Below are 24,687 nucleotides of genomic sequence, written 5' to 3' on the forward strand. Positions count from 1 at the left end.
ATTGCAACATTTCCGTAGAGAAAATAAGGATTTTCCCTCGACTGCGCACTCTAGATCGCTAGTTCGAATCCGACCCCTTCCCGTTCTCCCGGTCGAGCACCTCGCCCAGCGTGTCGCGCAGCAGCGCGACCGGCCGCGTCAGGCGGCCCGGCAGCGCGCCGTGCACGATCCACACGTTGATCCGCGTTTCCAGCCCCGCCGTTTCCACCACCCTCAGCGCATCGCGATGCTTGCTGCGCGCCAGTGCGTTCGGCGACGCGATCCCGATGCCGGCACCGCGCGCGACGAGCGACAGCTGCAGCTCCGAGCCGAACGCCTCGACCGCGACGTCGAACGGCAGCCCCGCGGCGCCGAGCGCACGGCTCAGTGCCGAACGCATCCCGCAGCCGTCCTGGCTCAGCACCCACGGAAAACCCGATAGCACGTCGAGCGACAGCGGACCGGCCGGCAGCGGGAAATCGCGCGCGGCGACCAGCACCGTCGGCTGCGTGCCGAGCGGCGTGGCCGTCAGCGTATCGGGCAGCGCCGCGCTGGCCGGCACCATGACCGCCGCGACATCGAGCGTGCCGCGCTCGATGCCCTGCACGAGCGCCGGCGACCAGCCAGCCGTCACGCGCAGGGTCAGCCGCGGAAACGCGTCGCGCAGCCGGTCGATCGGCCGCTCGAGCGCCAGCTCGGACAGGAACGGCGGCACGCCGATGCGCAGTTCGCCCGACGGCTCGCTGTCGGGCGCGCCGGCCGCCATCAAAGCGTCGACCGCCCCCAGCACGTTGCGCGCGAGCGCATAGACGTCGCGCCCGGCGGCGGTCGGCTTCAGTGGCTTGCTCTGCCGCTCGAGCAGTGGCATGCCCAACAGCGTCTCGAGGTTCTGCACGCGTCGCGTGAGGCCCGGCTGCGTGAGATGGAGCTTCGCCGCGGCCGCGACCATCGACCCGCTGTCGACCACCGCGACGAACGCCTGGAGATCACGCGTATTCAAATCAAACTCGCATAATCATGTTAGACATATTTCAATTGTCGCATAAACATCCGGCACCTACGATGGGGATTCCTTCGCTCGACGCTCCAGGCTTCCGATGAACTGCCCTGCCGACTCCTGCCCCGCCCCCGGCCGCGCCGCGCGCGGTGCCCCGCCCGTGCTGAGCACGGGCATGACGCTCTTCTTCGCCGCGACGGTCGGCGTGATCGTGATGGACCTGTTCGCCGCGCAACCGTTGACGGGCCCGATCAGCGCCGACCTGCACCTGCCGCCCGGTCTCGCGGGCCTCGTCGCGATGCTGCCGCAACTCGGCTACGCAGCCGGCCTCGTGCTGCTCGTGCCGCTCGTCGACCTGCTCGAGAACCGCCGGTTGATCGTCGCGACACTCGTCGCGTGCGCGGCCGCGCTCGCGCTGCCGGCGTTCACGCGGTCCGGCACCGTCTTCCTGCTCGCGACGCTGGCCGCCGGCGCCGCGTCGAGCGTGATCCAGATGCTGGTGCCGATGGCCGCGTCGATGGCGCCCGAAGCGCAGCGCGGCCGCGCGGTCGGCAACGTGATGAGCGGGCTGATGCTCGGCATCCTGCTGTCACGGCCGCTCGCCAGCCTGATCGCGGGCACGGCCGGCTGGCGCGCGTTCTACGCGCTGGCCGCGCTCGCGAACGCGGCGATCGCGGCAGTGCTCGCGCTGCGCTTGCCGCCGCGCGTGCCGCCGGCTTCGGCCGGCTATCGCGCGCTGCTCGCGTCGATGGGCCGGCTGCTGGCCGACGAAGCGGTGCTGCGCCGGCATGCGCTATCGGCCGCGCTCGCGATGGCCGCATTCAGCGCGTTCTGGACCGCCGTCGGGTTGCGGCTTGCGCAGCCGCCGTTCGGCCTCGACCTGCACGGCATCGCGCTGTTCGCGTTCGCCGGCGCGAGCGGCGCGATCGTCACGCCGCTGGCCGGCCATGCCGGCGATCGCGGCCACGGCCCGGCCGCGCAGCGCATCGCGCACGTGACGATGCTCGCGGCGCTCACCGTGCTCGGCATCGCCGGCGCCGGCTGGTTCGGCTTCGATGCGCACGCGCATCGCGGCGTCGCGCTGGCGCTGCTGGCCGGCGGCGCGGCGCTGCTCGACGCGGGCGTGATCGTCGACCAGACGATCGGCCGCCGGGAAATCAACCTGCTGAACCCGGCCGCACGCGGGCGGCTGAACGGGCTGTTCGTCGGGTTGTTCTTCGTCGGCGGCGCGCTCGGCGCGGCGCTGGCGGGCAGCGCATGGGCGTGGGGCGGGTGGAGCGCCGTGTGCGGCGTCGGCTTCGCGTTCGCGGGCGCGGCCGCGGCGTTCGGCTTGTCGGGCGGGCGCCGGAGCGGCACCGCGGCGTGGCCGCGCGCGTAACGCGGGCCCGGATATGAAAACGCCCCGCCCTCTGACGAGGCGCGGGGCGCCCGACGGGCCGCGTGGGCCGCGCAGGCCGAAATTAGTGACGGACCAGCGCCATCATCGCGCCGAAGCCGACGAAGATACCGCCCGTCAGCCGGTTGAACACCTTCGCGACGCTCTGGCTCTTCAGCGTCGCGCCGATGCGCGTGCCGAACGACGCGTAGACGAGATACCAGCTGACCTCGATCACCGCGAACGTGACGACGAGGATGCAGAACTGCGGCAGCGTCGGCTCGGCTGCATTGATGAACTGTGGCAGCAGCGCGGCCGCGAACAGGATCGCCTTCGGGTTGCTGCCCGCGACCAGGAAACCGTTGCGGAACAGCGCCCAGCGTGATGCCGACGCGCCTTGCGAAACCGCATCGACGTCCGCGGCCGGCGCGTCGTCGACGCGTGCGCGCCACGCCTTCACGCCGAGATAGATCAGGTAGGCGGCGCCCGCGAAGCGCAACGCATCGAACGTCGCCGGCCACGCCTCGAGCACCGCCCCGAGCCCCGCCGCGGACACCGCGAGCATCAGCACCAGCGCGCTCAGGCAGCCGGCCATCGTCGACGCCGAGCGGCGCAGCCCATGCTGCGCGCCGTGCGTCATCACGAGCAGCATGTTCGGACCGGGAATCGCCGACACGACGAACACCGTCGCCACGAAAAGCCACCACGTATGCAGGTTCATGACCGCCCCGACCGAAAGAGAATTGAAATGTCGATTATGCCGTGCGCGCGACGTTTTTGTCCCGCGTCGGCTCAGCGGCCCGCGCGGCGCAGCGCGACTTCGCCGAGCACCGCGAAGTCCTGTTCGCCGCCGCCGTGCGCGAGCGCATCGAGCAGGCTGTCGCGCACGACGCTCGCCACCGGCAGCGGCACCGACGCCGCGTCGCCGGCCTCCAGCGCGAGCCGCACGTCCTTCAGCCCGAGGCGCGCCTTGAAGCGCGCGGGTTCGTAGCTGCGCTCGGCGATCATCCCGCCGTAGCCTGCGTAGACCGGCCCCGGGAACACGCTGTTCGTGACCACGTCGAGGAAATCGCGCATCGCGACGCCGTGCGCGCCGAGCAGCGCGGACGCCTCGCCGAGCGTCTCGATCGCCGACGCGAGCGTGAAATTCGCCGCGATCTTCGCGACGTTCGCATGCTGCGGCAGCGAGCCGAACCGCCAGGTCTTCTGGCCGATCGCGTCGAACAGCGGCTGCACGCGGTCGATCGCCTCGGCCGGGCCGCCGGCCATGATCGTCAGCCGCGCGGCGGCTGCGACGTCCGGGCGCCCCATCACGGGCGCGGCGACGTACTCGAGGCCGCGCGACGCATGCGCGTGCGCGAGCGACTCGGCGAGCGCGACCGACACCGTCGCCATGTTCACGTGGATCAGGCCGCGCGGCGCCTGCGCGAGCAGCGCGTCGTCGAATACTTCGCGCGCGGCCGCGTCGTCGGCGAGCATCGAGAACACGGCATCGCCGCGAAACGCATCGGCCGGCGTCGCGACGATCTGCGCGCCCAGCGCGGCGAGCGGCTCGGCGCGCTCGCGCGACCGGTTCCAGACCCGCAGGGCGTGCCCCGCCTTCAGCAGGTTCGTCGCAATCGCCTGCCCCATTTCGCCCAGCCCGATAAATCCGAGATCCATTTCCCCGCTCCTTCGACCCGTGAAGCGGGGAGTTAAACACAGATGGCGGCGGCCTGCAGCCCCCGGCGACCGGCCGTGCGCGGTGCGATACTGCGCCAATGGCGACCGCGACCTTCCGCTTCCACGGCGAACTGAACGCGTTTCTCGCGCGCGAGCAGCGCGAGTGCGCATTCGCGCACGCGTTTGCGCGCGACGCGACGGTCAAGCACGCGGTCGAGGCGCTCGGCGTCCCGCATACGGAAATCGGCCGGCTCTGCGTGAACGGCGCACCGGCCGCCCTCGACCGGCCGCTCGGCGACGGCGACCGCGTCGACATCCATCCGGAGCGCGCGCAGCCGGCGGCCGCCTCGCCGCTGCCGCAACCGGACCGCTGGCGCTTCGTCGCCGACGCGCATCTCGGCGGCCTCGCGCAGCTGCTGCGCCTCGCCGGCTTCGACACCTGCTACGACAACCACTACCGCGACGACGAACTCGCGGCGCTCGCCGCGCGCGAAGGCCGGATCGTGCTGACCCGCGACCGCGAGCTGCTGAAGCGCCGCGCGGTCGTGCGCGGCTGCTACCTGCATGCGCAGCAGCCGGACGCGCAGCTGCGCGAGCTGTTCGCGCGGCTCGATCTCGCGCCGCACATGCGGCCGTTCCGGCTGTGCCTGCGCTGCAACGCGCCGCTGCACGCGCTCGATGCGGCGGACGCCGCGCCGCGCGTGCCGCCGGGCGTGCGCCAGCGGCACCGGCGCTTTGCCGCGTGCGACGTGTGCCGGCGCGTGTTCTGGGAAGGGTCGCACTGGCGGCGCATGCGCGCGGTGGTCGATGCGATGCGCGCGCCGCCGCCCGATGCCCTCGACGTCGCGGACGTGGCGGACGCCTGAAAAAACAAAACCCCGCAGGCCGGAGCGTGCGGGGTTTCGCGACAGGGAGCCGGCAGCGCCGGCCCGGTGAAGCGTGCTTAGTTCTGCGTGCCTGCGTCGTTCGTGCCGGCGGCCGAAGCGGCTGCAGCCTTCGCCTTGCCCTTGGCCGAACCGTGTTGCTTCAGCTGGTGCTTCGGCTTGCTGTGATCCTTCTTGGCCGGTGCCGGTGCAGCGGCCGACGTGTCGGCTGCCGGCGCCGACGCCTGTGCGAATGCCGAAACCGATGCGAGAGCGAATGCTGCGGTCATGATCGAAGCGAGCGTCTTCTTCATTGTTCTTCCTTTAGCGGAGAAAAAGTCAAACGTACCGGTAAGAGATGCGAGGCATCCGCATCGGAACATCAGTCGCGCCGGGCTCCCGGTCGCCACCGGACGGGTCGGCTCTCGCCTTTCCGCCTCGGCAAATACTGACGCACAGGCTCCATAACGCATCGCCCGCGCGGCGAGTTGACATGCAGCTTGCATCGTTCGGGTTTCCCCGGGGGGCACGGGTTTCGCGCCCGCGCGACGCGCCGCCGGGACCTGCGTCAATCGTCCGACAAACCGGCTCTCGCGCCCGTCGCGCCGACGCTATACTGGCCACCTTCCGTCCCAACCGGACGCGGCCGGTCACGAGACCGCCGCCGTCGCAAGGCGCCCAAATTGCCCGATCACAATCTGGACAAACTGAAAATCGACCGGCGTCCGATCGCACCCGCGCCACGCCGGCGCCGGTGGGTCCGCTACGCGGTCGCCGCCGCGCTCGTCATCGTCGCGATCGTCGCCGCGCTGGCGCTCACCGGCCGGCCGACGGTCGACACGACCTCCGTCACGTCCGCCTACCCGTACCAGAACGACACCCAGCTCAACGCGACCGGCTACGTCGTGCCGCAGCGCAAGGCGGCGGTCGCGTCGAAGGGCCAGGGTCGCGTCGAGTGGCTCGGCGTGCTCGAGGGCACGCGCGTGAAGAAGGACGAGATCATCGCGCGGCTCGAAAGCCGCGACGTGCAGGCGTCGCTGGCACAGGCACGCGCGCAGGCGCAGGTCTCCCGTGCGAACCTCGGCGTCGCGCAGGCAGAGCTGAAGGATGCGGAGATCGCGCTGCGCCGCACCGCCGCGCTCGCGCCGAAGGGCGCGGTGCCGGCCGCGCAGCTCGACATCGACACGGCCCGCGTGAACAAGGCACGCGCGTCGGTCAACAGCGACGAAGCCGCGATCGCGTCCGCCGAAGCCAATGCGCAGGCCGCGCAGGTCGCGGTCGACCAGACGGTGATCCGCGCGCCGTTCGACGGGATCGTGCTCGCGAAGCACGCGAACGTCGGCGACAACATCACGCCGTTCTCGTCCGCGTCGGACAGCAAGGGCGCGGTCGTGACGATCGCCGACATGGACACGCTCGAGGTCGAGGCCGACGTCGCCGAATCGAACATCGCGAAGATCCGCGCGGAGCAGCCGTGCGAGATCCAACTCGACGCGCTGCCCGACATGCGCTTCGCGGGCCGCGTGTCGCGCATCGTGCCGACCGTCGACCGCTCGAAGGCGACCGTGCTGGTGAAGGTGCGTTTCGTCGACCGCGACGAGCGCGTGCTGCCCGACATGAGCGCGAAGATCGCGTTCCTGTCGAAGCCGGCGTCGCCGCAGGACCGGCAGCCGGTGACGGCCGTGCAGGCGAGCGCGGTGGTCGAGCGCGACGGCCGCCCGGTCGTGTTCGTCGTGAAGGACGACACGGTGCGTGCGACGGCGGTGACCCGAGGCGCGCGGATCGGCGAACTCGTCGCGATCCGCGGCGTGAAGCCCGGCGATACGGTCGTGCTCGCGCCGGGCGCGAAGCTGAAGGACGGCGCGAAAGTCGCCGTCGCGAAGAAGTAGCGTGGCGCGCGTGAACGACGCCTCGCCGCCCCTCGTCGAGATCAGCCACGTCGCGAAGTCGTACCGGCGCGGCAACCAGGTCGTGCCGGTGCTGACCGACATCACGCTCGACATCGGCGCAGGCGACTTCGTCGCGCTGATGGGGCCGTCGGGTTCCGGCAAGAGCACGCTGCTCAATCTCGTCGCCGGCATCGACCGGCCCGACAGCGGCGAGCTGCGCGTGGGCGGCCTCGACATCTCGCGGCTGGAGGAAGCGCAACTGGCCGAATGGCGCGCGGCGAACGTCGGCTTCATCTTCCAGTTCTACAACCTGATGCCGGTGCTCACCGCGTTCGAGAACGTCGAGCTGCCGCTGATGCTCACGCACCTGTCGCGCCGCGAACGGCGCGAGCGCGTCGAGCTGGTGCTCGACATGGTGAATCTCGGCGACCGGACCAGCCATTACCCGTCCGAGCTGTCGGGCGGCCAGCAGCAGCGCGTCGCGATCGCGCGCGCGCTGATCACCGACCCGGTGCTGATCGTCGCCGACGAGCCGACCGGCGACCTCGATCGCGCGTCGGCCACCGACGTGCTCGCGATGCTGCAGCGGATGAACGCGGAGCTCGGCAAGACGATCATCATGGTGACCCACGATGCGCACGCGGCTGCCGCCGCGCAGTCGCTCGTGCATCTGGAGAAAGGAGAGTTGATCGATGGGCACGCCGTCTGACGGACGGGAGCGCGCACGATGATGGTGTTCAAGCTGATCGCGCGCAACGCGCTGCGGCACCGGCTGCGCACGCTGCTGACCGTGCTCGGGCTGACCATCGCGGTGCTGGCGTTCGGGCTGCTGCACACCGTCGTCGACGCGTGGTACGCGGGCGCGGCCGCCGCGTCGAGCGGCCGGCTCGTCACGCGCAACGCGATCTCGCTCGTGTTCCCGCTGCCGGTCAGCTACGAGAACCGGATCCGCGGCGTCGACGGCGTGACGGCCGTGGTCCGCTCGAACTGGTTCGGCGGCATCTACCGCGACCCGAAAAACTTCTTCGCGAGCTTCGCGGTATCGGAAAACTACCTCGACCTGTATCCGGAATTCATCCTCCCGGCGCAGCAGCGCGCCGACTACGTCCGCGACCGCCGCGGCTGCCTCGTCGGGCGTCAGCTCGCGACGCAGTTCGGCTTCAAGGTCGGCGACGTGATTCCGCTGAAGGGCACGATCTACCCGGGCACGTGGGATTTCGTCGTGCGCGGCATTCTCGACGGCCGCGACGACTCGACGATCACGCGCCAGCTGGTGTTCCACTGGGACTACCTGAACGAGACGGTGCGCAAGCGCACGCCGAAGCAGGCCGACCAGGTCGGCGTGTTCGTGCTCGGCGTCGCGCACCCGGACGACGGCGCCGCGATCGCGCGCAACGTCGACGCGGTGTTCAGGAACTCGCTCGCCGAAACGCTGACCGAGACCGAACAGGCGTTCCAGCTCGGCTTCGTTGCGATGTCGAACCAGATCATCGCGGCGATCCGCGTCGTGTCGTACGTGGTGATCCTGATCATCATGGCCGTGATGGCGAACGCGATGGCGATGAGCGCGCGCGAACGCACCGCCGAATATGCGACGCTGAAGGCGCTCGGCTTCGGCCCCGGTTTTCTCGCGCTGCTCATGTTCGGCGAATCGGTCGTGATCGCGGTGGTCGGCGGCGGGCTCGGGATGCTCGCGACGCCGCCGGCCGCGAGCCTCTTCAAGCAGGCCGCGGGCGGCATCTTTCCGGTGTTCAGGGTGTCGGACGGGACGATGGCGCTGCAGGCCGCGTGCTCGATCGCGGTCGGCTTCGCGGCCGCGCTGGTGCCGGCGTGGCAGGCGGCACGCGTGCGCGTGGTCGAAGGCCTGCGGGCGATCGGCTAGAGGCACGCATCGATGGCCATTCCGCTCACCTACATCGCGCGCAACCTGTGGACCCGGCGGCTCACCACCGCGCTCACCGCGGGCGGGATGGCGCTGGTGATCTTCGTGTTCGCGACCGTGCAGATGCTCGACGCGGGGCTCACGCAGACGCTCGTGTCGACCGGCGAACCCGACAACGTCGTGGTGATCCGCAAGGGCGCGGAAACCGAGATCCAGAGCGCGATCGACCACCAGCAGGCCAACGCGCTCGAGATGCATCCGGCCGTCGCGCTCGGCCCCGACGGCCGGCCGCAGGTGTCGAAGGAAGCCGTCGTGCTGATCTCGCTCGTGAAGACGTCGACCGGCAAGCCGTCCAACGTCGTGATCCGCGGCGTGTCGCCGGCCGGCCTCGCGCTGCGCCCGCGCGTGAAGCTGGTCGCGGGCCGCACGTTCGCGCCGGGCTCGTCGGAGATCGTCGTCGGCAGCGCGATCGCGAGAGGCTTCAGCGGCACGCAGCTCGGCGACCGCCTGCATTTCGCGCAGCGCGACTGGACCGTCGTCGGCATCTTCGACGCGGGCGGCAGCGGCTTCGATTCGGAGATCTGGGGCGACGTCGACCAGCTGATGCAGTCGTTCCGGCGCACCAGCTATTCGTCGATGGTGCTGCGCATCCCGAGCGCCGACGGTTTCGCGCGCTTCAAGGCCGACATCGACGTTGACCCGCGCCTCACCGACGAAGCGAAGCGCGAGCAGACGTTTTACGGCGACCAGTCGAAGGCGCTGTCGACCTTCATCAACATCCTCGGCATCACGCTGTCGACGATCTTCTCGATCGCCGCGATGATCGGCGCGATGATCACGATGTATGCATCGGTCGCGAACCGCACCGCCGAGATCGGCACGCTGCGCGCGCTCGGCTTCAAGCGCATGAACGTGCTCGCCGCGTTCCTGCTGGAGGCGCTGCTGCTCGGCTTCGTCGGCGGCGTCGCGGGGCTCGCGTGCGCGTCGCTGATGGAGTTCGCGTCGTTCTCGACGACCAACTTCCAGACTTTCTCCGACCTGTCGTTCCGTTTCGTGCTGACGCCCGCGATCGTCGTGAAGACGCTGCTGTTCTCGCTCGTAATGGGGCTCGTCGGCGGGTTCCTGCCGGCGATGCGCGCCGCGCGGCTGAGCATCGTCGACGCGCTGCGCGCGCAGTGACGCGTGCGGCCGCTCACGCGCGGCGCTCGCTCGGCACCCACGCGCCGTGGAACCCGGCCGGCACGCGGCGCGGCAGGTGCACGGTCGCGACCGGCGCCGCGTCGATCGCGCGCGCATCGAGGATCACGACGTCGCTCGTATCCGTCGCCGCGCGGTAGACCACCACCAGCAGCCAGCCATCGTCCTCGTCGGTGCCGCCCGGGCGCGGCACGAACACCGGCTCGCCATTCTGGTCGCCGGCCGGCACCGCGTAACGCGTCGTCGTGCCGCGCATGTGATCGAAGCGCATCACGCCGCGCATCTCGGTGTGGTTCGGCTGCTCGGCCGCATACAGGTAACGGTAGCGGCGCCCGGTCCGGCTTTCGTTGATGCGCGGCAGCTCGATGCCGCCATCGGCGAGCGGCCCCTCGTCGACCAGCCCGTTCGCGGTATCGATCACGTAGCGCCACAGTTCGCCGACCGGGTTGTCGGCGAACCGGCCGGTGCGCGCGTCGAGCCGCAGGAACCACGGATAGCGCACCGCATCGAGCACGATGCACGACGCATCGCAGTCGTACGCGTTCACCACGTGCTGGACGAAGCACGGCTCGATCCCGAACCAGCGCACGTCGCCGCCGTGGCGCGGCATCACGCCGATCCGCGCGTCGCGGTCGTCGTGCCAGCGCAGCGGCATCCGGTGCCCGTGCTTCAGCATCGCGAAGTCGTAACCCACGTTCAGGTCGAGCAGCAGGCTGCGGGTCTCGGTGATCGCGAGGTCGTGCATCATCGACGGCGCGCGCACGTCGACCGTGAGGTCGACGCGCTGCACGCCCTGCGCGTCCGCGACACCGTAGCGCAGCCACGGCGCGCGCCAGTCCGCGCGAAACAGGATCAGTTCGCCGGTCACCGGATCGACCTTCGGATGCGCGGTCATCGCGCCGCCGAACGCCGCGTGCCGCGCGGGCGCACCGAGCGTGTCGAGCGCGGCCGTGATCGCGAGCGGCGCGCCGCCTTCGGCCAGCGCGAGCAATTCGCCCGCGTGCTGCAGCACGTTCACGTTCGGATTCGTGTCGGGCAGATGCGGCGCCTGCTCCGGTGCGTGAACATCGGCCCAGCGGCGCGTGCGGGCCCAGCGGTTCCGGTAACCCGCGGCGCGGCCGCGTTCGAACGCGATCGCGTGCAGCATCGCCGCTTCCGGCCACCACGACAGCACGTCGTTGCCTTCGAAACGGCCGCCCGGCGGATTCGGGCCGTTGCGCAGCAGCGTGCCGTCGAGTTCGGGCGGGATCGTGCCGGTCACGCGCAGGTCGACGAGGTCGGCTTCGTCGGCGACCGGCGCGATCGCGCCGCGGTTCAGATCGAACGTCGTCATCGCGTCGTGTGCTCCTTCAGCAGTCTTCGGTCGACGGCGGCAGATCGCCGCGCGCCAGTGCGAGCGCATGGTCGCGCACGTCGTCCGGCCAGCCGGCGACCCGCTCGGCCAGCCGCGCGAGGTCGTTCGCGTACAGCGCGCGCGCGGCCTCCTCGAAACCGGGCAGGTCGCCCGCGATCGCGGACATGAAGTGATAGGCGCGTGCCTGCGCGTCGCGGCGCCGGTCGGCCGCCGCATGCGTGCGCCGCGCGTCCTCGACGAGCTTGCGCAGCGCGACGGACGCGCCGCCCGGCTGCGCGGCGAGCCACTCCCAGTGACGCGGCAGCAACGTGACCTCGCGCGAGACGACGCCGAGCTTCGGACGGCCGCGGCCGCGTTGTTCGCCCGCCCCGCCTCCCTCCGCGGCGGGCGCGGATGCATCGCCCGGCGCTGCCGCGTAACGCGCGCGGATATCGTCCGCCGTGCCGCGCAGGTCGAGGTCGATCGAGCGGCCGGTCGCGTCGTCGAAGATCACGATCGTGCCGGACATGGCGTCGCCGGCCGCCTGCCGGACCGCGACCGCCACCGTCGCGAGCGGGCCCGACGCGACGCGCCGGTGGCCGTCGAACGCCGTGTAGGAAGGGAGAAGTGTGGAGAGCGTCATCGTGGTCGCCCGTGGGCAGAAATCGGAATGACGCTATTTTTATCCGGGTATAAATTGAATGTCAATATCACCCGGGTAAAAATTTGCCGACGCCGTACGCGTCGGGTGAGCGCGCTGTCCGGTCTTCAGGGCGTCGCGGCCGGCATCGCGGTCATGCGTGCGCGGGCGAGCGCATCGTCGAGCGACACGTGTCCTTCGAATGCCGACGACACCGGTAGCGGCCGGTTTTCCTCGATCGCGTGAGCGAACTGCACGCCGGCGTCGTCGGCGAGCCGTGCGCGCAGCGCGGCGACGTGCGGAAACGCATCCTGCTCGAACACCGCGTGATAGTCGGCCCAGCGGGCGATTCCCGCGAAATACGCGTCGGCCAGCGTGCGTTGCGCGCCGAGCAGCCACGGACCGTCGCCGCGCTCGAGCAGCGCTTCGAGGTGACGGTGCGCCTTCAGCACCTTGCCGCGACCGTATGCCTGCAGCACGGTTTTCTCGGCGCCTTCGGCGCCGTGTTCGTACACGTACCAGAGCGCACCGAACGCGCTGAAGAACGTCGTGTTCAACCACGCGAGCATGCGGTTCAGACGGTCGAAATCCGCGCTGCCCTGGCGGAACGCGAGGCCGCTATCGAGCGCCTGTGCGCCGACATGGCCGAGGATCGCGACGCTTTCGGTCAGCACGTCGCCGTTCGCGGTCACGAACGCCGGTGTCTCGGCGGCGGGGTTCAGCGCGAGGAACGCGTCGCTCGTCACGAGGCCCGGCATCGTGATGCGCGACAGCCGGTAAGGCCGGCCTGCCCATTCGAGCGCCACGATCGAGCCGAACGAGCAACCGGCGGGAATGCCGTAGAGAAGGATCGGAGACATGGGGATTTCGCAGAAGTTGATCGAGCAATCATGCTCCCATGACGAACGATCGCGCAGTAGCCGCTAGAATCGAAACCCGTCGTTTCTCCTGGTGGACGCTGACAGTGAATCTGAACGATCTCTACCTCTTCGTACAGGCGGTCGACGCGGGCAGCATGTCGGCGGCCGCACGTCGGCTCGACCTGCCGAAATCGACGGTCAGCAAGCGCGTGGCCGAGCTCGAGCGCACGCTCGGCGCACGACTCGTGCATCGCACGTCGCGCAGCTTCCGGCTGACGCCGGTTGGCGCCGAATTCTTCGAGCATGCGCGCGCGGCGGTGATCGAGGCCGAAAGCGCGCGCGACGCCGTGCTGCGGCAGGTGGCCGAACCGGCCGGCGTCGTGCGGATCACGAGTTCGGTGCCGGTGGCGCAGCACATCCTCGCGCCATGCCTGCCGGCGCTGGCGATCGCGCACCCGAAGCTGCTGCTGCAGATTCATGCGAGCGACCGGCTCGTCGACATCGCGCAGGAAGGCTTCGACATCGCGGTCCGCAGTCATTTCGCGCCGCTCCCCGATTCCGCACTCGTGCAACGGCCGCTGGCCACGTCGCCGATCGTCGCCGTTGCGTCGCCGGCATATCTCGCGCGTGCCGGCACACCGGACGCACCGGCCGACCTCGCGCGGCACGACGGGCTTCATCCGGGTCCTCAGCCATGGCGGCTGCAGCGCGCCGGCGACACCGTCGACGTCGCCCCGCGCATCCGGATGCAGGCGGACGAGTCGACGCTGCTGCTGCAGGCCGCGACGGCCGGCCTCGGGATCGCATGCCTGCCCGACTGGATCGCCGGCGCCGCGCTCGCGTCGGGCGCGCTCGTGCGCGTGCTGCCCGGCTGGCGGGCCGGCACCGTCACGACCACACTGCTGATGCCGCACCGGCGCGGCCAGTTGCCTGGCGTGCGCGCCGCGGTCGAGTTTCTCGCGGAACACGTCGCGGCCCACCACGGCGCCGGCCCGGACGACGCGCACGCGTGAACGGGCCTTCCGCCGAATCGCGCCCACAATTCGCGCCCGCCTCCAATCGATTCAATTCCTGAATCGATCAAGTCAGTAATTGGCATGAAAGCGCATATTTCGCCGTGACAGAATGATCCGGACGCCGTGCCCCCGGGCATCGGCGTCCGGCGTCCGGCCTCCGGCCGGCAACACCACCACGAAAAAACGCGCGCACCCGACGCGCAGCCGCACGACGGCACCTTCCGCCCTTCGGAGGAGACACTGATGAATCCGCTTCACGCATTGCCGGCGTCCGCGTCGGCAACGGCCCGGCGCACCCGCGTGCGCTGGCTCGTGCTGACCGTGCTGTTCGCGGTCACGACGATCAACTACGCGGATCGCGCGGCGATCGCGATCGCGGGCCCGGCGCTGGCCCGCGCGCTGCACCTGAGCCACGTGCAGATGGGCTTCATCTTCTCGGCGTTCGGCTGGTCGTACGTGATCGCGCAACTGCCGGGCGGCTGGCTGCTCGACCGCTTCGGGTCGCGCATCGTCTATGCGTTCAGCATCTTCTTCTGGTCGCTGTTCACGCTGCTGCAGGGCGGCATCGGCTTCTTCGGCGGCGCAGCCGCGTTCGCGCTGCTGTTCGGATTGCGCTTCCTGGTCGGCGCGGCCGAGGCGCCGTCGTTCCCGGCCAACAGCCGGATCGTGTCCACCTGGTTCCCGGCCGCGGAGCGCGGCACCGCGTCGGCGATCTTCAATGCCGCGCAATACGCGGCGACCGTCGTGTTCGCGCCGCTGATGGGCTGGCTCGTGCACGCGTACGGCTGGCAGTCGGTGTTCGCGGTGATGGGCGTGCTCGGCTTCGCGTTCGTGCTGGTGTGGAACCGCACGATGTACGACCCGAAGGCGCACCCGCGTATCAACGATGCGGAGCTCGACTACCTCGCCGAAGGCGGCGCGCTCGTCAACATCGACCAGGCGACCGGCGCGCGCGACGGCGGGCCGTCGATGCGTCACGTGAAGGCGCTGCTGAGGAACCGGATGCTCGTCGGCGTGTACGTCGCGCAGTACTGCATCAACGCGCTCACCTACTTCTTCATCACGTGGTTCCCCGTCTATCTCGTGCAGGCGCGCGGGATGTCGATCCTCAACGCGGGGCTCGTCGCGTCGATCCCGGCCGTGTGCGGCTTCCTCGGCGGGATTCTCGGCGGCATCGTGTCCGACGCGCTGCTCAAACAGGGCCAGTCGCTGTCGGTCGCGCGCAAGGTGCCGATCGTGACCGGCATGCTGCTGTCGATGTCGATGATCGTCTGCAACTACACCGACTCGCACGTGCTGGTCGTGCTGTTCATGGCGCTGTCGTTCTTCGGCAAGGGGCTCGGCGCGCTCGGCTGGGCCGTCAACGCCGACACCGCGCCGCGCCAGATCGCCGGCCTGAGCGGCGCGCTGCTCAACACGTGCGGCAATCTTTCCAGCATCACCACGCCGATCGCGATCGGCTATATCGTCGACCGCAGCGGCTCGTTCAACGGCGCGCTGGTGTACGTCGTCGCGCACGCGCTGGTCGCCGTGATCTGCTACCTGTTCGTCGTCGGCGAGATCCGCCGCGTCGAGCTGAACTGAACGGCGCGGGCCGCGCCGGCGGGTCCGGCGGCCCGTGCATCACCGGAACCAGGAGCGAACCGATGTCCGAATCCCGCCGTGCCGGCACGCCGCGCGTCACGCGCATGCAGGTGATCCCCGTCGCCGGCCGCGACAGCATGCTGCTGAACCTGTGCGGCGCGCACGCGCCGTATTTCACGCGCAACCTCGTGATCCTCGACGACAGCAGCGGCCACACGGGCGTCGGCGAAGTGCCCGGCGGCGAAGGCATCCGCCAGGCGCTCGAGCGGATGACCGGCCTCGTGGTCGGCCAGTCGATCGGGCGTTACCAGGCGACGCTCAACGCGGTGCGCGCGGCGTTGTCCGGCGCCGGTGCGACGGCCGGCCGGACGATCCGGCACGAGGTGACGTCGGCCGGCGAGGCGGCCGTGCTGCGCCAGCCGCACGAGATCAACCTGCGACTCGACAACGTGATCACCGCGATCGAGGCCGCGCTGCTGGACCTGCTCGGCCAGCATCTCGACGTGCCGGTCGCGGCGCTGCTCGGCGAAGGCCAGCAGCGCGACGCGGTGCCGATGCTCGCGTACCTGTTCTACATCGGCGAGCGGCGCCGCACCGACCTGCCGTATCGCGACGAGACGCACGCCGCCGATCCGTGGTTCCGGTTGCGCAACGAAGCCGCACTCACGCCGGCCGCGATCGCGCGGCAGGCCGAGGCCGCGGTCGAGCGCTACGGCTTCGCCGATTTCAAGCTGAAGGGCGGCGTGATGGCCGGCGCGGACGAAATGGAAGCGATCGCGGCGATCAAGGCGCGCTTTCCCGACGCGCGCGCGACGCTCGACCCGAACGGCGCGTGGTCGCTCGACGAAGCGGTCGCGCTGTGTCGCGGGCAAGGTCATCTGCTCGCGTACGCGGAGGACCCGTGCGGGCCGGAAGCCGGTTATTCGGGCCGCGAGGTGATGGCCGAGTTCCGGCGCGCGACCGGCATTCCGACCGCGACCAACATGATCGCGACCGACTGGCGGCAGATGGATCATGCGGTGCGGCTGCAGGCGGTCGACATCCCGCTCGCCGATCCGCACTTCTGGACGATGCAGGGCTCGGTGCGGCTCGCGCAGCTGTGCCGCGACTGGGGGCTCACGTGGGGTTCGCACTCGAACAACCACTTCGACGTGTCGCTGGCGATGTTCACGCACGCGGCCGCGGCGGCGCCCGGCACGATCACCGCGATCGACACGCACTGGATCTGGCAGGAAGGCGACGCGCGGCTCACGCGCGAGCCGCTCGAGATCGTCGGCGGCCAGGTGGCCGTGCCGGAGCGGCCGGGGCTCGGGATCGAGCTCGACATGGCGCAGGTCGAGGCCGCGCATGCGCTGTATCGCGAGGTCGGCGGCACGGCGCGCGACGATGCGATGGCGATGCGGTATCTGGTGCCGGGCTGGACGTACGATCCGAAGCGGCCGAGTTTCGGGCGGGGGTGACGGCGGCGGAGCGGGACACGCGGAAAAACAAAAGGGCCCGGTCTTGCGACCGGGCCCTTCGGAATCCGTTGGTGGAGCGGAGGAGGATCGAACTCCCGACCTTCGCATTGCGAACGCGACGCTCTCCCAGCTGAGCTACCGCCCCAACAGACGACCATCATACACATGCATTTCCGCGCTTGGCAATAGGGGTTCCGTCACCCCGGCGCGTCACTTCGACGGCGCGCCGGCCAGCACCCATTCGACCACGGAGCGCAGATCCGCGTCGCTCATGCGCGGGTGTGCCGGCATCGGAATCGCGCCCCACACGCCGGAGCCGCCGTCCTTCACCTTCCTCGACAGCTTCGCGACGGCCTGCGGATCGGACTTGTAGCGCGCGGCGATGTCCTTGAACGACGGACCGACGAGCTTGCGGTCCACTGCGTGGCAGCCCATGCAAGCATTGCCGCGCGCGACCTTCAGGCCGTCGCCGACGTCCGCATGCGCCGTGCCGAGCGCGCCGGCCGCGAGCGCGGCCGCCGCGGCGCCCTGCACCATCCATTGCTTCAACTTCATCTGCGTCGACTTCATTGCGGCGTGGCCTTCGGGTTACCCGGATGCACGCTCGACGAATTCGAGATCGGCGCCGGCGGTTGCAGCGGCGTGGACTGGACCGACGCATCGGGCACGGCACCGACCGTCGCGGCATCCGCGGGCGCGGCGGCGGGCTGCGCGCCGGATGCCCCGCTCGGCGACGCGGCCTGCAATGCCTGCGCGTCCTGCGGCTGGATGTACTGGAACACCTTCACGACCTTCTCGACGCCCGGCACCTGGCTCGCCGCATCAGCGCCGCGATTGCCTTCGTCGACCGTCACGAGGCCCATCAGATAGATGTTGCCGCGCTCGCTGACGACCTTGTAGTAGTTCGCCGACAGCCCCTTCGTCGCGATGAACTCGGACTTCACGCGTCCTTCGAGATACGAGTCGTTCGCGCGCGACGACAGCGACGATGCCGGCTCGACCGACAGCTCGTTGACGATGCCGTTCACGTTGTTGATGCCGCGCACGATTTCCTCGGCGCGCTGCTTCGATGCGTCGTTCGGCACTTCGCCCGTCAGCAGCACGCGGCGGTTGAACACCGTCACGTTCACGTGCGACTGGTCCGGCAGCCCGTTGTTGATCTGCGTGAGCGACTTGACCTGGATCTCGCGATCCTCGGTCTGCGCGCCGAGCGTGCGGCGATCGGTCGCGATCAGCGCGCCGCCGCCGGCCGCCGCACCCAGCACGCCGAGCACGCAACCCTGCAGCGACATCGCGAGGCCCGCCGTCAGCGCGGCGAGCAACGTGGTTCTGACGAGCGTCTGTTTGACGCGGCTTTGGTTCATCGACGGCTCTCCTTCGTTCAATCCTCACCCAGCAGCATCGCGTCGATGCCGTCGCACAGGCAGTGGATGGTCAGCAGATGGACTTCATGGACGCGCGCCGCGCGCGAGGCGGGCACGCTGATCGGAATATCGGTATCGGACAGCGCGGCCGCGACGGCTTGGCCGTCGCCACCCGTCAGCGCGACGACGGTCATCTCGCGCTCGTGCGCCTCGTCGATCGCGGCCAGCACGCGCGGCGACGCACCGCTCGCGTCGAGCACCAGCAGGATGTCGCCGGTCTGCCCGAGCACGCGCACCTGCTGCGCGAACAGCTGGTCGACGGCGGATGCCCCCATGAGGCCGCCCTGCGACGCATCGGTGGCCAGCGCGATCGCGGGCAGGCCCGGACGCTCGCGCTCGAAGCCGCCGACGAGCGACACGGCGAGGTAGTGCGCGGCGGCAGCCGACGGGCCGTCGCCGCACGCGACGATCTTGTTGCCGTTCGCCAGCGCGGCGAACATCGCATCGACCGCGGCTGCGATCGGCAGCGACAGCGCGTCGGCCGCTTCGGCGTGTAGCGCGGCGCTGTCACGGAAATGTTGCTGAATACGTTCGACTGACATCGATTCCTGGTGAACTGGGCGCGTGGGCACACCGCGCGCAACGTCATGGGTGCGGCGAGTTTACCGCACTCCGGCACCCTCTCCGGGGGTATGACGAGAACTCTTTACATCTCGTCACAGCTCGCGGCTACGCATCGTCGGCACGAAATGCATCGCGCAGCCACTCGAGCCGGCCGGCCTCGAACGCGACGACGTCGAAACGGCACGCGGCACCCGCGCCATGCCGCACCCAGAAATGAAGCGCGGCCGCGACCAGACGCCGCCGCTTGCGCCAGCCGATGCTCGCGGCCGCGCCGCCGTGCCGCGTGCTGCGCCGCGCGCGCACCTCGACGAACACGAGCGTGCCGTCGGGCGTGCGCATCACGAGGTCGAGTTCGCCGCCGCGCATCGTCACGTTCGCCGCGACGAACGCGAGACCGCGGCGCTCCAGGAACTGCCGCGCGCGCTGCTCGAACGTCGCGCCAACCGACCTGGATCGTGTCGTGCCGGAAAAATTGCCGCCGCCGCGCGGCAAACCGCGCTCGCCGCCCGGCGCGGCAGGCGCCGCGTGGCACAATGCCGTCCTTGTTCCGCTTGCGCCGCGATTGCGCGCATTGCCTGCCATGACTGCCCTCCTCGAACTCGCGCAAACACAGCACTACCCGGACGCCGCGCTCTACGTGGTCGCGACGCCGATCGGCAACACCGCCGACATCACGCTGCGCGCGCTGCACGTGCTCGGCCTCGCCGACCGCATCGCGGCCGAAGACACCCGCAACACGGGCCAGCTGCTGGCCCGCTACGGGATCTCGAAACCACTCGTCGCCGTGCACGAGCACAACGAACGCGAAGCCGCGCTGCGCGTGATCGAGCTGCTGCGCGCCGGCGAACGCGTCGCGTACGTGTCGGACGCCGGCACGCCCGGCATTTCGGACCCGGGCGCGCGGCTCGTCGACGCCGTGCGCGCGGCCGGCTTCGCGGTGATTCCGCTGCCGGGCGCGAGCGCGGCCGTGACCGCGCTGAGCGTGGCGGGCGACTGGGCCGGCACGTTCACGTTCGCGGGCTTCCTGCCGCCGAAGGCGAAGCAGCGTGCGAGCGCGCTGCAGGCGCTCGTGCGGCACCCGTACGCGCTGGTCTTCTACGAAGCGCCGCACCGGATCGCGGACACCGTCGCCGCCCTCGCCGACGTGTTCGGCCCCGCGCGCCGGCTGCTGATTGCGCGCGAGCTCACCAAGCTACACGAGCAGCTGTTCCAGGGCACCCTGGCCGAAGGACAGAGCTGGCTCGACGGCGATGCGAACCGGCAGCGCGGCGAGTTCGTGCTGGTCGTGGAAGGCGCGCCGGCCGACGGCGGCGAAGCCGACGACACCGCGCACGACGCGCTGCTCAAGCTGCTGCTGGAAGAAGTGCCGGTGAAGAGCGCGGCGAAGCTCGCGGCCGCGTTGACGGGCGCGTCGCGCAACGCGCTGTATGCGCGCGCGCTGGTGCTGAAGGAAGGCTGACGCGCGAGCACGGACGGCCTCCGCCGCCCGGCACGCGGAAATGCAAAAGGGCTGCCCGAAGGCAGCCCTTTTGCGTAGGCGGACGAACCGCCGCGTTACCTCGCCGAGACCGACGCCAACATTTCGTCGCGTGCCTCGCGCGCTTCCTGCGGCGACAGCCCTTCGATCTTCACGCGGCCCGTGCCGGCGTGCACGAGGCCGATCATCCGGGCAGCGGCATACGACAGGTCGAGCACGCGGCCGCGCTTGTACGGCCCGCGATCGTTGACCTTCACGACGACCCACTTGCCGGTCGACGCGTTCGTCACCCTGATGTACGACGACAGCGGCAGCGTACGATGCGCGGCGGTCAGCGCGTTCATGTTGAAGCGCTCGCCGTTCGCGGTGCGGCGGCCGTGGAAATCCCGGCCATACCACGATGCCCGGCCCGTCTGGCGGAACTCGGACACATCCTTGCCGTCGATCGGCTCGGCATCCGCCAGCGACGACCTCTTCGCGTCCTTGCTGTCGGCAGCCGGCATCGATGCCAGCGCGGAATCGAAATTCAGTTGCTGCTTGTCGTCATCCGCTTTCGCGGCCGCGGCCGTCTTGTTGACCGCGTTCTTCTGGTTGGCGCTGCCGGTGGTCTGGCTGGATGGCACCGCACAGCCCGTCAGCGCAAAAAATAAAGCAATGGTCCCGAATCGAGTCGGAAATCGAAAATTCATCGACGTGTCGCCTTCTGGTTCGGGCCGCACCAGTACAACGCTGCTGAACAACGCAGATATGCGGCCCGGACGGCAAATGCGTGCACGCCCCGCTCGGCTACGCGAGCAGGCGGCTAGCATGGGCGCGGCTTTCGTCTATGCCGCAACCGTCCTGATTAGTTTTCACGTCTGGCGCAACCTGTCCCCGGCAGCCTGACCAGACCCCACATGCCGCCATCGAACATGGCTTTCAGGTTCGCGCGCGTCGCGTACAGCCAACGCACAGGAACGGCGGCACAGGCCTCATCCGGCGGCGCGGCAGCAGGGCCGCAGACGGGCGCGCAGCACCCGGCCGGACAAGACGTGAGCACCGAATGCTCGGTGCTGGATACACCGCCGGACTCCCCGGCGGTCGATGCTTGACGGTGAATCCGACACCCCGTTTAACGGGGTCGAAACACCAGCGAATTGCGTGAAATTCACGCGCAATGGGGCGCATTATACATAAACCAAAAGCCTGTCTCGAAAAGGCCCCCGTCCGGACCATTGATTCTCGCTATGGCTGTAACAATCGGGATGCTCCGGGATTGCCCGCACGAGCGGCGTCCGACACCGCACCGCAGGGCCGGCATGCCGCGCGCGCGACCGGTACAATCGCTCCTTTTAGCCGCCGCGGTGCCTCCATGAAAGTCACGCTCATTCCGGTCACGCCGTTCCAGCAGAACTGCTCGCTGCTCGTCTGCGAAAAGACCGGCCGCGCCGCCGTCGTCGATCCGGGCGGCGATCTCGAACGGATCGAACAGGAGATCGCGCGGCAGAACGTGCAGGTCGAGAAGGTGCTGCTCACGCACGGCCACGTCGATCACTGCGCGGGCGCGAAGGCACTCGCGACGCACTACGGCGTGCCGATCGTGGGACCGCAGGAAGACGAGCGCTTCTGGATCGAGCAACTGCCGATGCAGAGCCAGCGCTTCGGCTTCCCGGCCGCCGAAACGTTCGAGCCGGACCACTGGCTGAACGACGGCGACACCGTGCAGTTCGGCGACGAGACGCTCGAGGTCTATCACTGCCCCGGCCACACGCCCGGCCACGTCGTGTTCTTCAGCCGCGCGCATCGCGTCGCGATCGTCGGCGACGTGCTGTTCGCCGGCTCGATCGGCCGCACCGATTTCCCGCGCGGCAACCACGCGGACCTCGTGCGCTCGATCAAGGAGAAGCTGTGGCCGCTGGGCGACGACGTCACGTTCGTGCCGGGCCACGGCCCGGTGTCGACCTTCGGCGACGAGCGCCGCACGAATCCGTTCGTGTCCGACAAGGTGTTCGGATGAACCAGACCGCCATCCCCGAAATCTACGTCAGCACCGACGTCGAGGCCGACGGGCCGATTCCCGGCCCGCACTCGATGCTGAGCTTCGCGTCGGCCGCCTATACGGAGGACAAGCAGCTGATCGCGACGTTCTCCGCGAACCTCGAGACGCTGCCCGGCGCGCAGGCCCATCCGGTGCAGGAAGCGTGGTGGAAGACGGAGCCGCAAGCGTGGGCCGCGTGTCGGCGCGACCTGCAGGCGCCGGCGGCCGCGCTCGTCGCGTACGTCGAATGGGTCGAGGCGCTGCCCGGCAAGCCGGTGTTCGTCGCGATGCCGGCCGGCTTCGATTTCACGTTCATGTTCTGGTACATGATGCACTTCGCCGGACGCTGCCCGTTCTCGTGGTCGGCGCTCGACATCAAGACGCTCGCGTTCGCGATGACGGGCCTGCCGTACCGCAAGGCGATCAAGCCGCGCTTTCCGAAGCACTGGTTCGACGATCATCCGCACACGCACGTCGCGCTCGACGACGCGATCGAGCAAGGCGCGCTGTTCTGCAACATGCTCGCCGACCTGCGCCGCCAGCAAGCCGCGCTCGCGGGCCTCGCGGTGGCCGACACCGACCGGTCGGAACAGGCGGGAGCGGGACAAAACCCAACGGATCCGCGGGCAAATTAGCGAATCTCGCTCAACGGCGCGCCGCCAGATTGCCTTTCCTTTCCCGGGCCTCTAACATTCAGCGTGTTGTAGCTGCCGCATGGAGGCGCAGGTGACGCTCGATTCCTTTTCGCAAAAAATCCTTCGCCTGTTGCAGCTCGACGCGCGCCGTTCCGTGCAGGAAATCTCCGACCAGGTCGGCCTGTCGAGTACGCCGTGCTGGCGCCGCATCAAGGACATGGAACAGTCCGGCGTGATCCAGCGCTACACCGCGCTGCTCGATCGCGAGAAGCTCGGCCTGCACGTCTGTGCGCTCGCGCACGTGCACCTGACCCGCCACAACGAAGGCGGCGTCGAACAGTTCGAGCGCGAGATCGCGACCTGCCCGGAAGTCACCGAGTGCTACAGCACGACGGGCGAAGCCGATTACATCCTCAAGATCGTCGCCCCCGACATCAAGGCCTACGACGTCTTCCTGCACGAAAGGATCTTCAAGATCCCGGCCGTGTCGCAGGTGCGCACGAGCGTCGTGCTGCGCGAAATCAAGTTCGACACGCAACTGCCGCTGTAACGCGCGGCTCGCGGTCGCGGGCGCCGCTCACGCCTGCGCCGGCAGCCCGCGCGTGAAGCCGATCCGGCGCGCGCCGAACTGGCGCTTCAGCGCGTCGACATCGAGCCGGCCGGCCAGCGCCGCGTCGGTATCGCCCGCGCCTGCGTCGAGCGTCACGTCGATCTCGAGCCCCGTACTCAGGTAGTGCAGGTTGATCGCGGCCGGATGCAGCCCGCGCTGCGCGAGCGCGGCCTCGAGCCGCGCCGCAATCTCGGCGCGCGGCGGCAGCGCGAGCGCCGGACGGCGCGCCACATCGTTCTCGGGGTCGACGTGGATCAGCGCGTCGAGCACGCGCGGGTCGCGCAGCACGCGCGCTCGTGCGGTTTCCGCGATGTAATGCCCTTCGGAGACGGAGATCATCGGATCGACGAGGATGTGCGCGTCGACGAGCGCCGCATCGCCCATCTTGCGCGTGCGCAGGTCGTGCACGTCGCGCACGCCCGGCGTCGCGGCGAGCAGCGCGCGGATCTCGGCCGTGTCGGTAGTGTCGAGTGCGCGATCCGACAGGTCCTGCAGCGCGTCATAGCCGAACGTCCAGCCCATGCGCGCGACCATGAAGCCGACGATCGCGGCGGCGATCGGGTCGAGCAGCCGCACGCCGGCGAGACTGCCGACGATGCCGATCGCGACGACGAGCGACGATGCGGCGTCCGAGCGCGCATGCCATGCGTTCGCGACGAGCATCGCCGAACGCACGCGCCGCGCCTCGCGCAGCATGTAGCGGAACAGCGCCTCTTTCGACACGAGCACCGTGAGCGCGACGATCAGCGCGGAAAAATGGACGGCCGGAATGTTTTCGAGATTCACGAGACGGTTGCCGGCGCGCCAGAGCATGCCGATGCCGACCGCGATCAGGATCGCGCCGAGAAACAGCGACGCGACGGTCTCGTAGCGGCTGTGTCCGTAATTGTGATCGGCATCCGGCGATGCGCCGCTATGGCGATTCGCAACCAGTACGACAAAATCCGAGATCAAATCGGAAATCGAATGGATACCATCGGCAATCAATGCCTGCGAATGCGCAACCACGCCGACGACGATCTGAAACGTCGCAAGCACCACATTCAGCACGATACTGACGAGGGTGCTCTTGCGCGCGACCGCGTGCTTATCTGCGCTTTGTGCGTCGTCGGAAAACGTGGACATGAAATACGAGATATCGGTTGGGACACGTAATTCTACCAAACGACCCTCGCGGGGCATTCCGATAACCCCAAATTTTCCATTTAAATCAACCGCTTATG

Annotated in this window: 27 protein-coding genes and 1 tRNA gene; 14 read left to right on the forward strand and 14 right to left on the reverse strand. The window is 69.5% G+C overall.

From position 1 onward, the window contains the following. Positions 1 to 58: 58 nt before the first annotated feature. Complete coding sequence (locus tag DIE12_RS08700) at positions 59 to 979, reverse strand: LysR family transcriptional regulator (RefSeq protein WP_044846334.1); 921 nt, start codon at positions 977 to 979, stop codon at positions 59 to 61. A 97-nt stretch (positions 980 to 1,076) separates the two neighbouring features. Between DIE12_RS08700 and DIE12_RS08705 the strand changes: the two genes are divergently transcribed. Beyond that, positions 1,077 to 2,354: an MFS transporter gene (locus tag DIE12_RS08705; protein ID WP_124520502.1), complete on the forward strand. Its 1,278-nt coding sequence runs from the start codon at positions 1,077 to 1,079 to the stop codon at positions 2,352 to 2,354. Positions 2,355 to 2,436: 82 nt separating this feature from the next. Here DIE12_RS08705 and DIE12_RS08710 read toward each other — a convergent pair whose 3' ends face one another. Together DIE12_RS08710 and DIE12_RS08715 are read right to left on the reverse strand one after the other, a co-directional pair. Further along, a complete protein-coding gene (locus tag DIE12_RS08710; RefSeq protein ID WP_044846336.1) occupies positions 2,437 to 3,072 on the reverse strand; it encodes a LysE family translocator in 636 nt (211 codons plus the stop codon). 71 nt (positions 3,073 to 3,143) lie between these two features. After that, on the reverse strand, positions 3,144 to 4,184 hold the full coding sequence (locus DIE12_RS08715; RefSeq protein WP_260426303.1) for an NAD(P)-dependent oxidoreductase: 1,041 nt from the start codon (positions 4,182 to 4,184) through the stop codon (positions 3,144 to 3,146). Here DIE12_RS08715 and DIE12_RS08720 point away from each other — a divergent pair. Further along, on the forward strand, positions 4,112 to 4,879 hold the full coding sequence (locus DIE12_RS08720) for a Mut7-C RNAse domain-containing protein (RefSeq protein WP_124520500.1): 768 nt from the start codon (positions 4,112 to 4,114) through the stop codon (positions 4,877 to 4,879). The genes DIE12_RS08715 and DIE12_RS08720 overlap by 73 nt on opposite strands. Positions 4,880 to 4,956: 77 nt before the next feature. Here the strand turns inward: DIE12_RS08720 and DIE12_RS08725 are convergent, their stop codons facing one another. Continuing rightward, a complete protein-coding gene (locus DIE12_RS08725; protein WP_044846339.1) occupies positions 4,957 to 5,190 on the reverse strand; it encodes a hypothetical protein in 234 nt (77 codons plus the stop codon). Positions 5,191 to 5,559: 369 nt separating this feature from the next. Between DIE12_RS08725 and DIE12_RS08730 the strand changes: the two genes are divergently transcribed. The 4 genes from DIE12_RS08730 to DIE12_RS08745 are packed head-to-tail and all read left to right on the forward strand — an operon-like array spanning position 5,560 to position 9,826. Continuing rightward, complete coding sequence (locus DIE12_RS08730) at positions 5,560 to 6,765, forward strand: efflux RND transporter periplasmic adaptor subunit (protein ID WP_044846340.1); 1,206 nt, start codon at positions 5,560 to 5,562, stop codon at positions 6,763 to 6,765. Positions 6,766 to 6,775: 10 nt separating this feature from the next. Beyond that, positions 6,776 to 7,474 (forward strand): ABC transporter ATP-binding protein, encoded by a 699-nt coding sequence (locus DIE12_RS08735; RefSeq protein ID WP_124520499.1) that lies wholly within the window; start codon positions 6,776 to 6,778, stop codon positions 7,472 to 7,474. 18 nt (positions 7,475 to 7,492) lie between these two features. Further along, the gene (locus tag DIE12_RS08740) at positions 7,493 to 8,647 is read left to right on the forward strand and encodes an ABC transporter permease (RefSeq protein WP_124520498.1); all 1,155 of its coding nucleotides are present in this window, start codon (positions 7,493 to 7,495) and stop codon (positions 8,645 to 8,647) included. A 12-nt stretch (positions 8,648 to 8,659) separates the two neighbouring features. Continuing rightward, positions 8,660 to 9,826: an ABC transporter permease gene (locus DIE12_RS08745; protein WP_124520497.1), complete on the forward strand. Its 1,167-nt coding sequence runs from the start codon at positions 8,660 to 8,662 to the stop codon at positions 9,824 to 9,826. A gap of 13 nt (positions 9,827 to 9,839) precedes the next feature. Here the strand turns inward: DIE12_RS08745 and DIE12_RS08750 are convergent, their stop codons facing one another. The 3 genes from DIE12_RS08750 to DIE12_RS08760 form a co-directional block, all read right to left on the reverse strand. After that, positions 9,840 to 11,177 (reverse strand): carotenoid oxygenase family protein, encoded by a 1,338-nt coding sequence (locus tag DIE12_RS08750; protein WP_124489225.1) that lies wholly within the window; start codon positions 11,175 to 11,177, stop codon positions 9,840 to 9,842. A 16-nt stretch (positions 11,178 to 11,193) separates the two neighbouring features. Continuing rightward, positions 11,194 to 11,820 carry a DUF2239 family protein gene (locus DIE12_RS08755; RefSeq protein WP_124520496.1) on the reverse strand — a complete coding sequence of 209 codons (627 nt, stop codon included), beginning with the start codon at positions 11,818 to 11,820 and terminating at the stop codon, positions 11,194 to 11,196. A 125-nt stretch (positions 11,821 to 11,945) separates the two neighbouring features. Continuing rightward, on the reverse strand, positions 11,946 to 12,677 hold the full coding sequence (locus tag DIE12_RS08760) for a glutathione S-transferase family protein (protein WP_124520495.1): 732 nt from the start codon (positions 12,675 to 12,677) through the stop codon (positions 11,946 to 11,948). Between the two features lie 38 nt (positions 12,678 to 12,715). On the opposite strand from DIE12_RS08760, the gene DIE12_RS08765 reads away from it, so the two are divergent. The 3 genes from DIE12_RS08765 to DIE12_RS08775 all read left to right on the forward strand — a co-directional run bounded on the left by DIE12_RS08765 (position 12,716) and on the right by DIE12_RS08775 (position 16,737). Continuing rightward, a complete protein-coding gene (locus DIE12_RS08765) occupies positions 12,716 to 13,690 on the forward strand; it encodes a LysR family transcriptional regulator (RefSeq protein WP_124520494.1) in 975 nt (324 codons plus the stop codon). 246 nt (positions 13,691 to 13,936) lie between these two features. Continuing rightward, the gene (locus DIE12_RS08770; protein WP_124520493.1) at positions 13,937 to 15,277 is read left to right on the forward strand and encodes an MFS transporter; all 1,341 of its coding nucleotides are present in this window, start codon (positions 13,937 to 13,939) and stop codon (positions 15,275 to 15,277) included. 62 nt (positions 15,278 to 15,339) lie between these two features. Beyond that, the gene (locus tag DIE12_RS08775; protein ID WP_124520492.1) at positions 15,340 to 16,737 is read left to right on the forward strand and encodes an enolase C-terminal domain-like protein; all 1,398 of its coding nucleotides are present in this window, start codon (positions 15,340 to 15,342) and stop codon (positions 16,735 to 16,737) included. 69 nt (positions 16,738 to 16,806) lie between these two features. On the opposite strand, the gene DIE12_RS08780 is transcribed toward DIE12_RS08775, so the two are convergent. The 5 genes from DIE12_RS08780 to DIE12_RS08800 all read right to left on the reverse strand — a co-directional run bounded on the left by DIE12_RS08780 (position 16,807) and on the right by DIE12_RS08800 (position 19,259). Next, positions 16,807 to 16,882: transfer RNA gene (locus DIE12_RS08780), tRNA-Ala, on the reverse strand. 65 nt (positions 16,883 to 16,947) lie between these two features. After that, entirely contained in the window at positions 16,948 to 17,307 is a 360-nt protein-coding gene (locus tag DIE12_RS08785) for a c-type cytochrome (RefSeq protein WP_124551113.1), read from the reverse strand. Continuing rightward, complete coding sequence (locus DIE12_RS08790; protein WP_124486879.1) at positions 17,304 to 18,101, reverse strand: BON domain-containing protein; 798 nt, start codon at positions 18,099 to 18,101, stop codon at positions 17,304 to 17,306. The genes DIE12_RS08785 and DIE12_RS08790 overlap by 4 nt, the downstream gene beginning before the upstream one ends. A gap of 17 nt (positions 18,102 to 18,118) precedes the next feature. Beyond that, the gene (locus DIE12_RS08795; RefSeq protein WP_124520491.1) at positions 18,119 to 18,703 is read right to left on the reverse strand and encodes an SIS domain-containing protein; all 585 of its coding nucleotides are present in this window, start codon (positions 18,701 to 18,703) and stop codon (positions 18,119 to 18,121) included. 127 nt (positions 18,704 to 18,830) lie between these two features. Further along, positions 18,831 to 19,259: a YraN family protein gene (locus DIE12_RS08800; RefSeq protein WP_124486891.1), complete on the reverse strand. Its 429-nt coding sequence runs from the start codon at positions 19,257 to 19,259 to the stop codon at positions 18,831 to 18,833. Positions 19,260 to 19,305: 46 nt separating this feature from the next. On the opposite strand from DIE12_RS08800, the gene rsmI reads away from it, so the two are divergent. Further along, complete coding sequence (gene rsmI / locus DIE12_RS08805) at positions 19,306 to 20,184, forward strand: 16S rRNA (cytidine(1402)-2'-O)-methyltransferase (protein ID WP_124520490.1); 879 nt, start codon at positions 19,306 to 19,308, stop codon at positions 20,182 to 20,184. Positions 20,185 to 20,279: 95 nt separating this feature from the next. On the opposite strand, the gene DIE12_RS08810 is transcribed toward rsmI, so the two are convergent. Further along, the gene (locus DIE12_RS08810) at positions 20,280 to 20,891 is read right to left on the reverse strand and encodes a septal ring lytic transglycosylase RlpA family protein (RefSeq protein WP_124520489.1); all 612 of its coding nucleotides are present in this window, start codon (positions 20,889 to 20,891) and stop codon (positions 20,280 to 20,282) included. Here DIE12_RS08810 and DIE12_RS38035 point away from each other — a divergent pair. The 4 genes from DIE12_RS38035 to DIE12_RS08825 all read left to right on the forward strand — a co-directional run bounded on the left by DIE12_RS38035 (position 20,806) and on the right by DIE12_RS08825 (position 23,404). Next, entirely contained in the window at positions 20,806 to 21,087 is a 282-nt protein-coding gene (locus DIE12_RS38035) for a hypothetical protein (RefSeq protein ID WP_185640971.1), read from the forward strand. The two genes, DIE12_RS08810 and DIE12_RS38035, sit on opposite strands and share 86 nt — an antisense overlap. Before the next feature lie 466 nt (positions 21,088 to 21,553). Further along, positions 21,554 to 22,198 (forward strand): MBL fold metallo-hydrolase, encoded by a 645-nt coding sequence (locus DIE12_RS08815; RefSeq protein ID WP_044846354.1) that lies wholly within the window; start codon positions 21,554 to 21,556, stop codon positions 22,196 to 22,198. Continuing rightward, complete coding sequence (locus tag DIE12_RS08820; protein ID WP_044846355.1) at positions 22,195 to 22,854, forward strand: exonuclease; 660 nt, start codon at positions 22,195 to 22,197, stop codon at positions 22,852 to 22,854. Before DIE12_RS08815 ends, DIE12_RS08820 begins: the two co-directional genes overlap by 4 nt. 79 nt (positions 22,855 to 22,933) lie before the next feature. After that, positions 22,934 to 23,404: an Lrp/AsnC family transcriptional regulator gene (locus DIE12_RS08825; protein ID WP_006477376.1), complete on the forward strand. Its 471-nt coding sequence runs from the start codon at positions 22,934 to 22,936 to the stop codon at positions 23,402 to 23,404. A gap of 27 nt (positions 23,405 to 23,431) precedes the next feature. Here the strand turns inward: DIE12_RS08825 and DIE12_RS08830 are convergent, their stop codons facing one another. Further along, complete coding sequence (locus DIE12_RS08830; RefSeq protein WP_044846356.1) at positions 23,432 to 24,589, reverse strand: cation diffusion facilitator family transporter; 1,158 nt, start codon at positions 24,587 to 24,589, stop codon at positions 23,432 to 23,434. Between the last annotated feature and the right edge of the window lie 98 nt (positions 24,590 to 24,687).

Source organism: Burkholderia sp. Bp9015 (genome assembly GCF_003853505.1).
Lineage (GTDB): Bacteria > Pseudomonadota > Gammaproteobacteria > Burkholderiales > Burkholderiaceae > Burkholderia.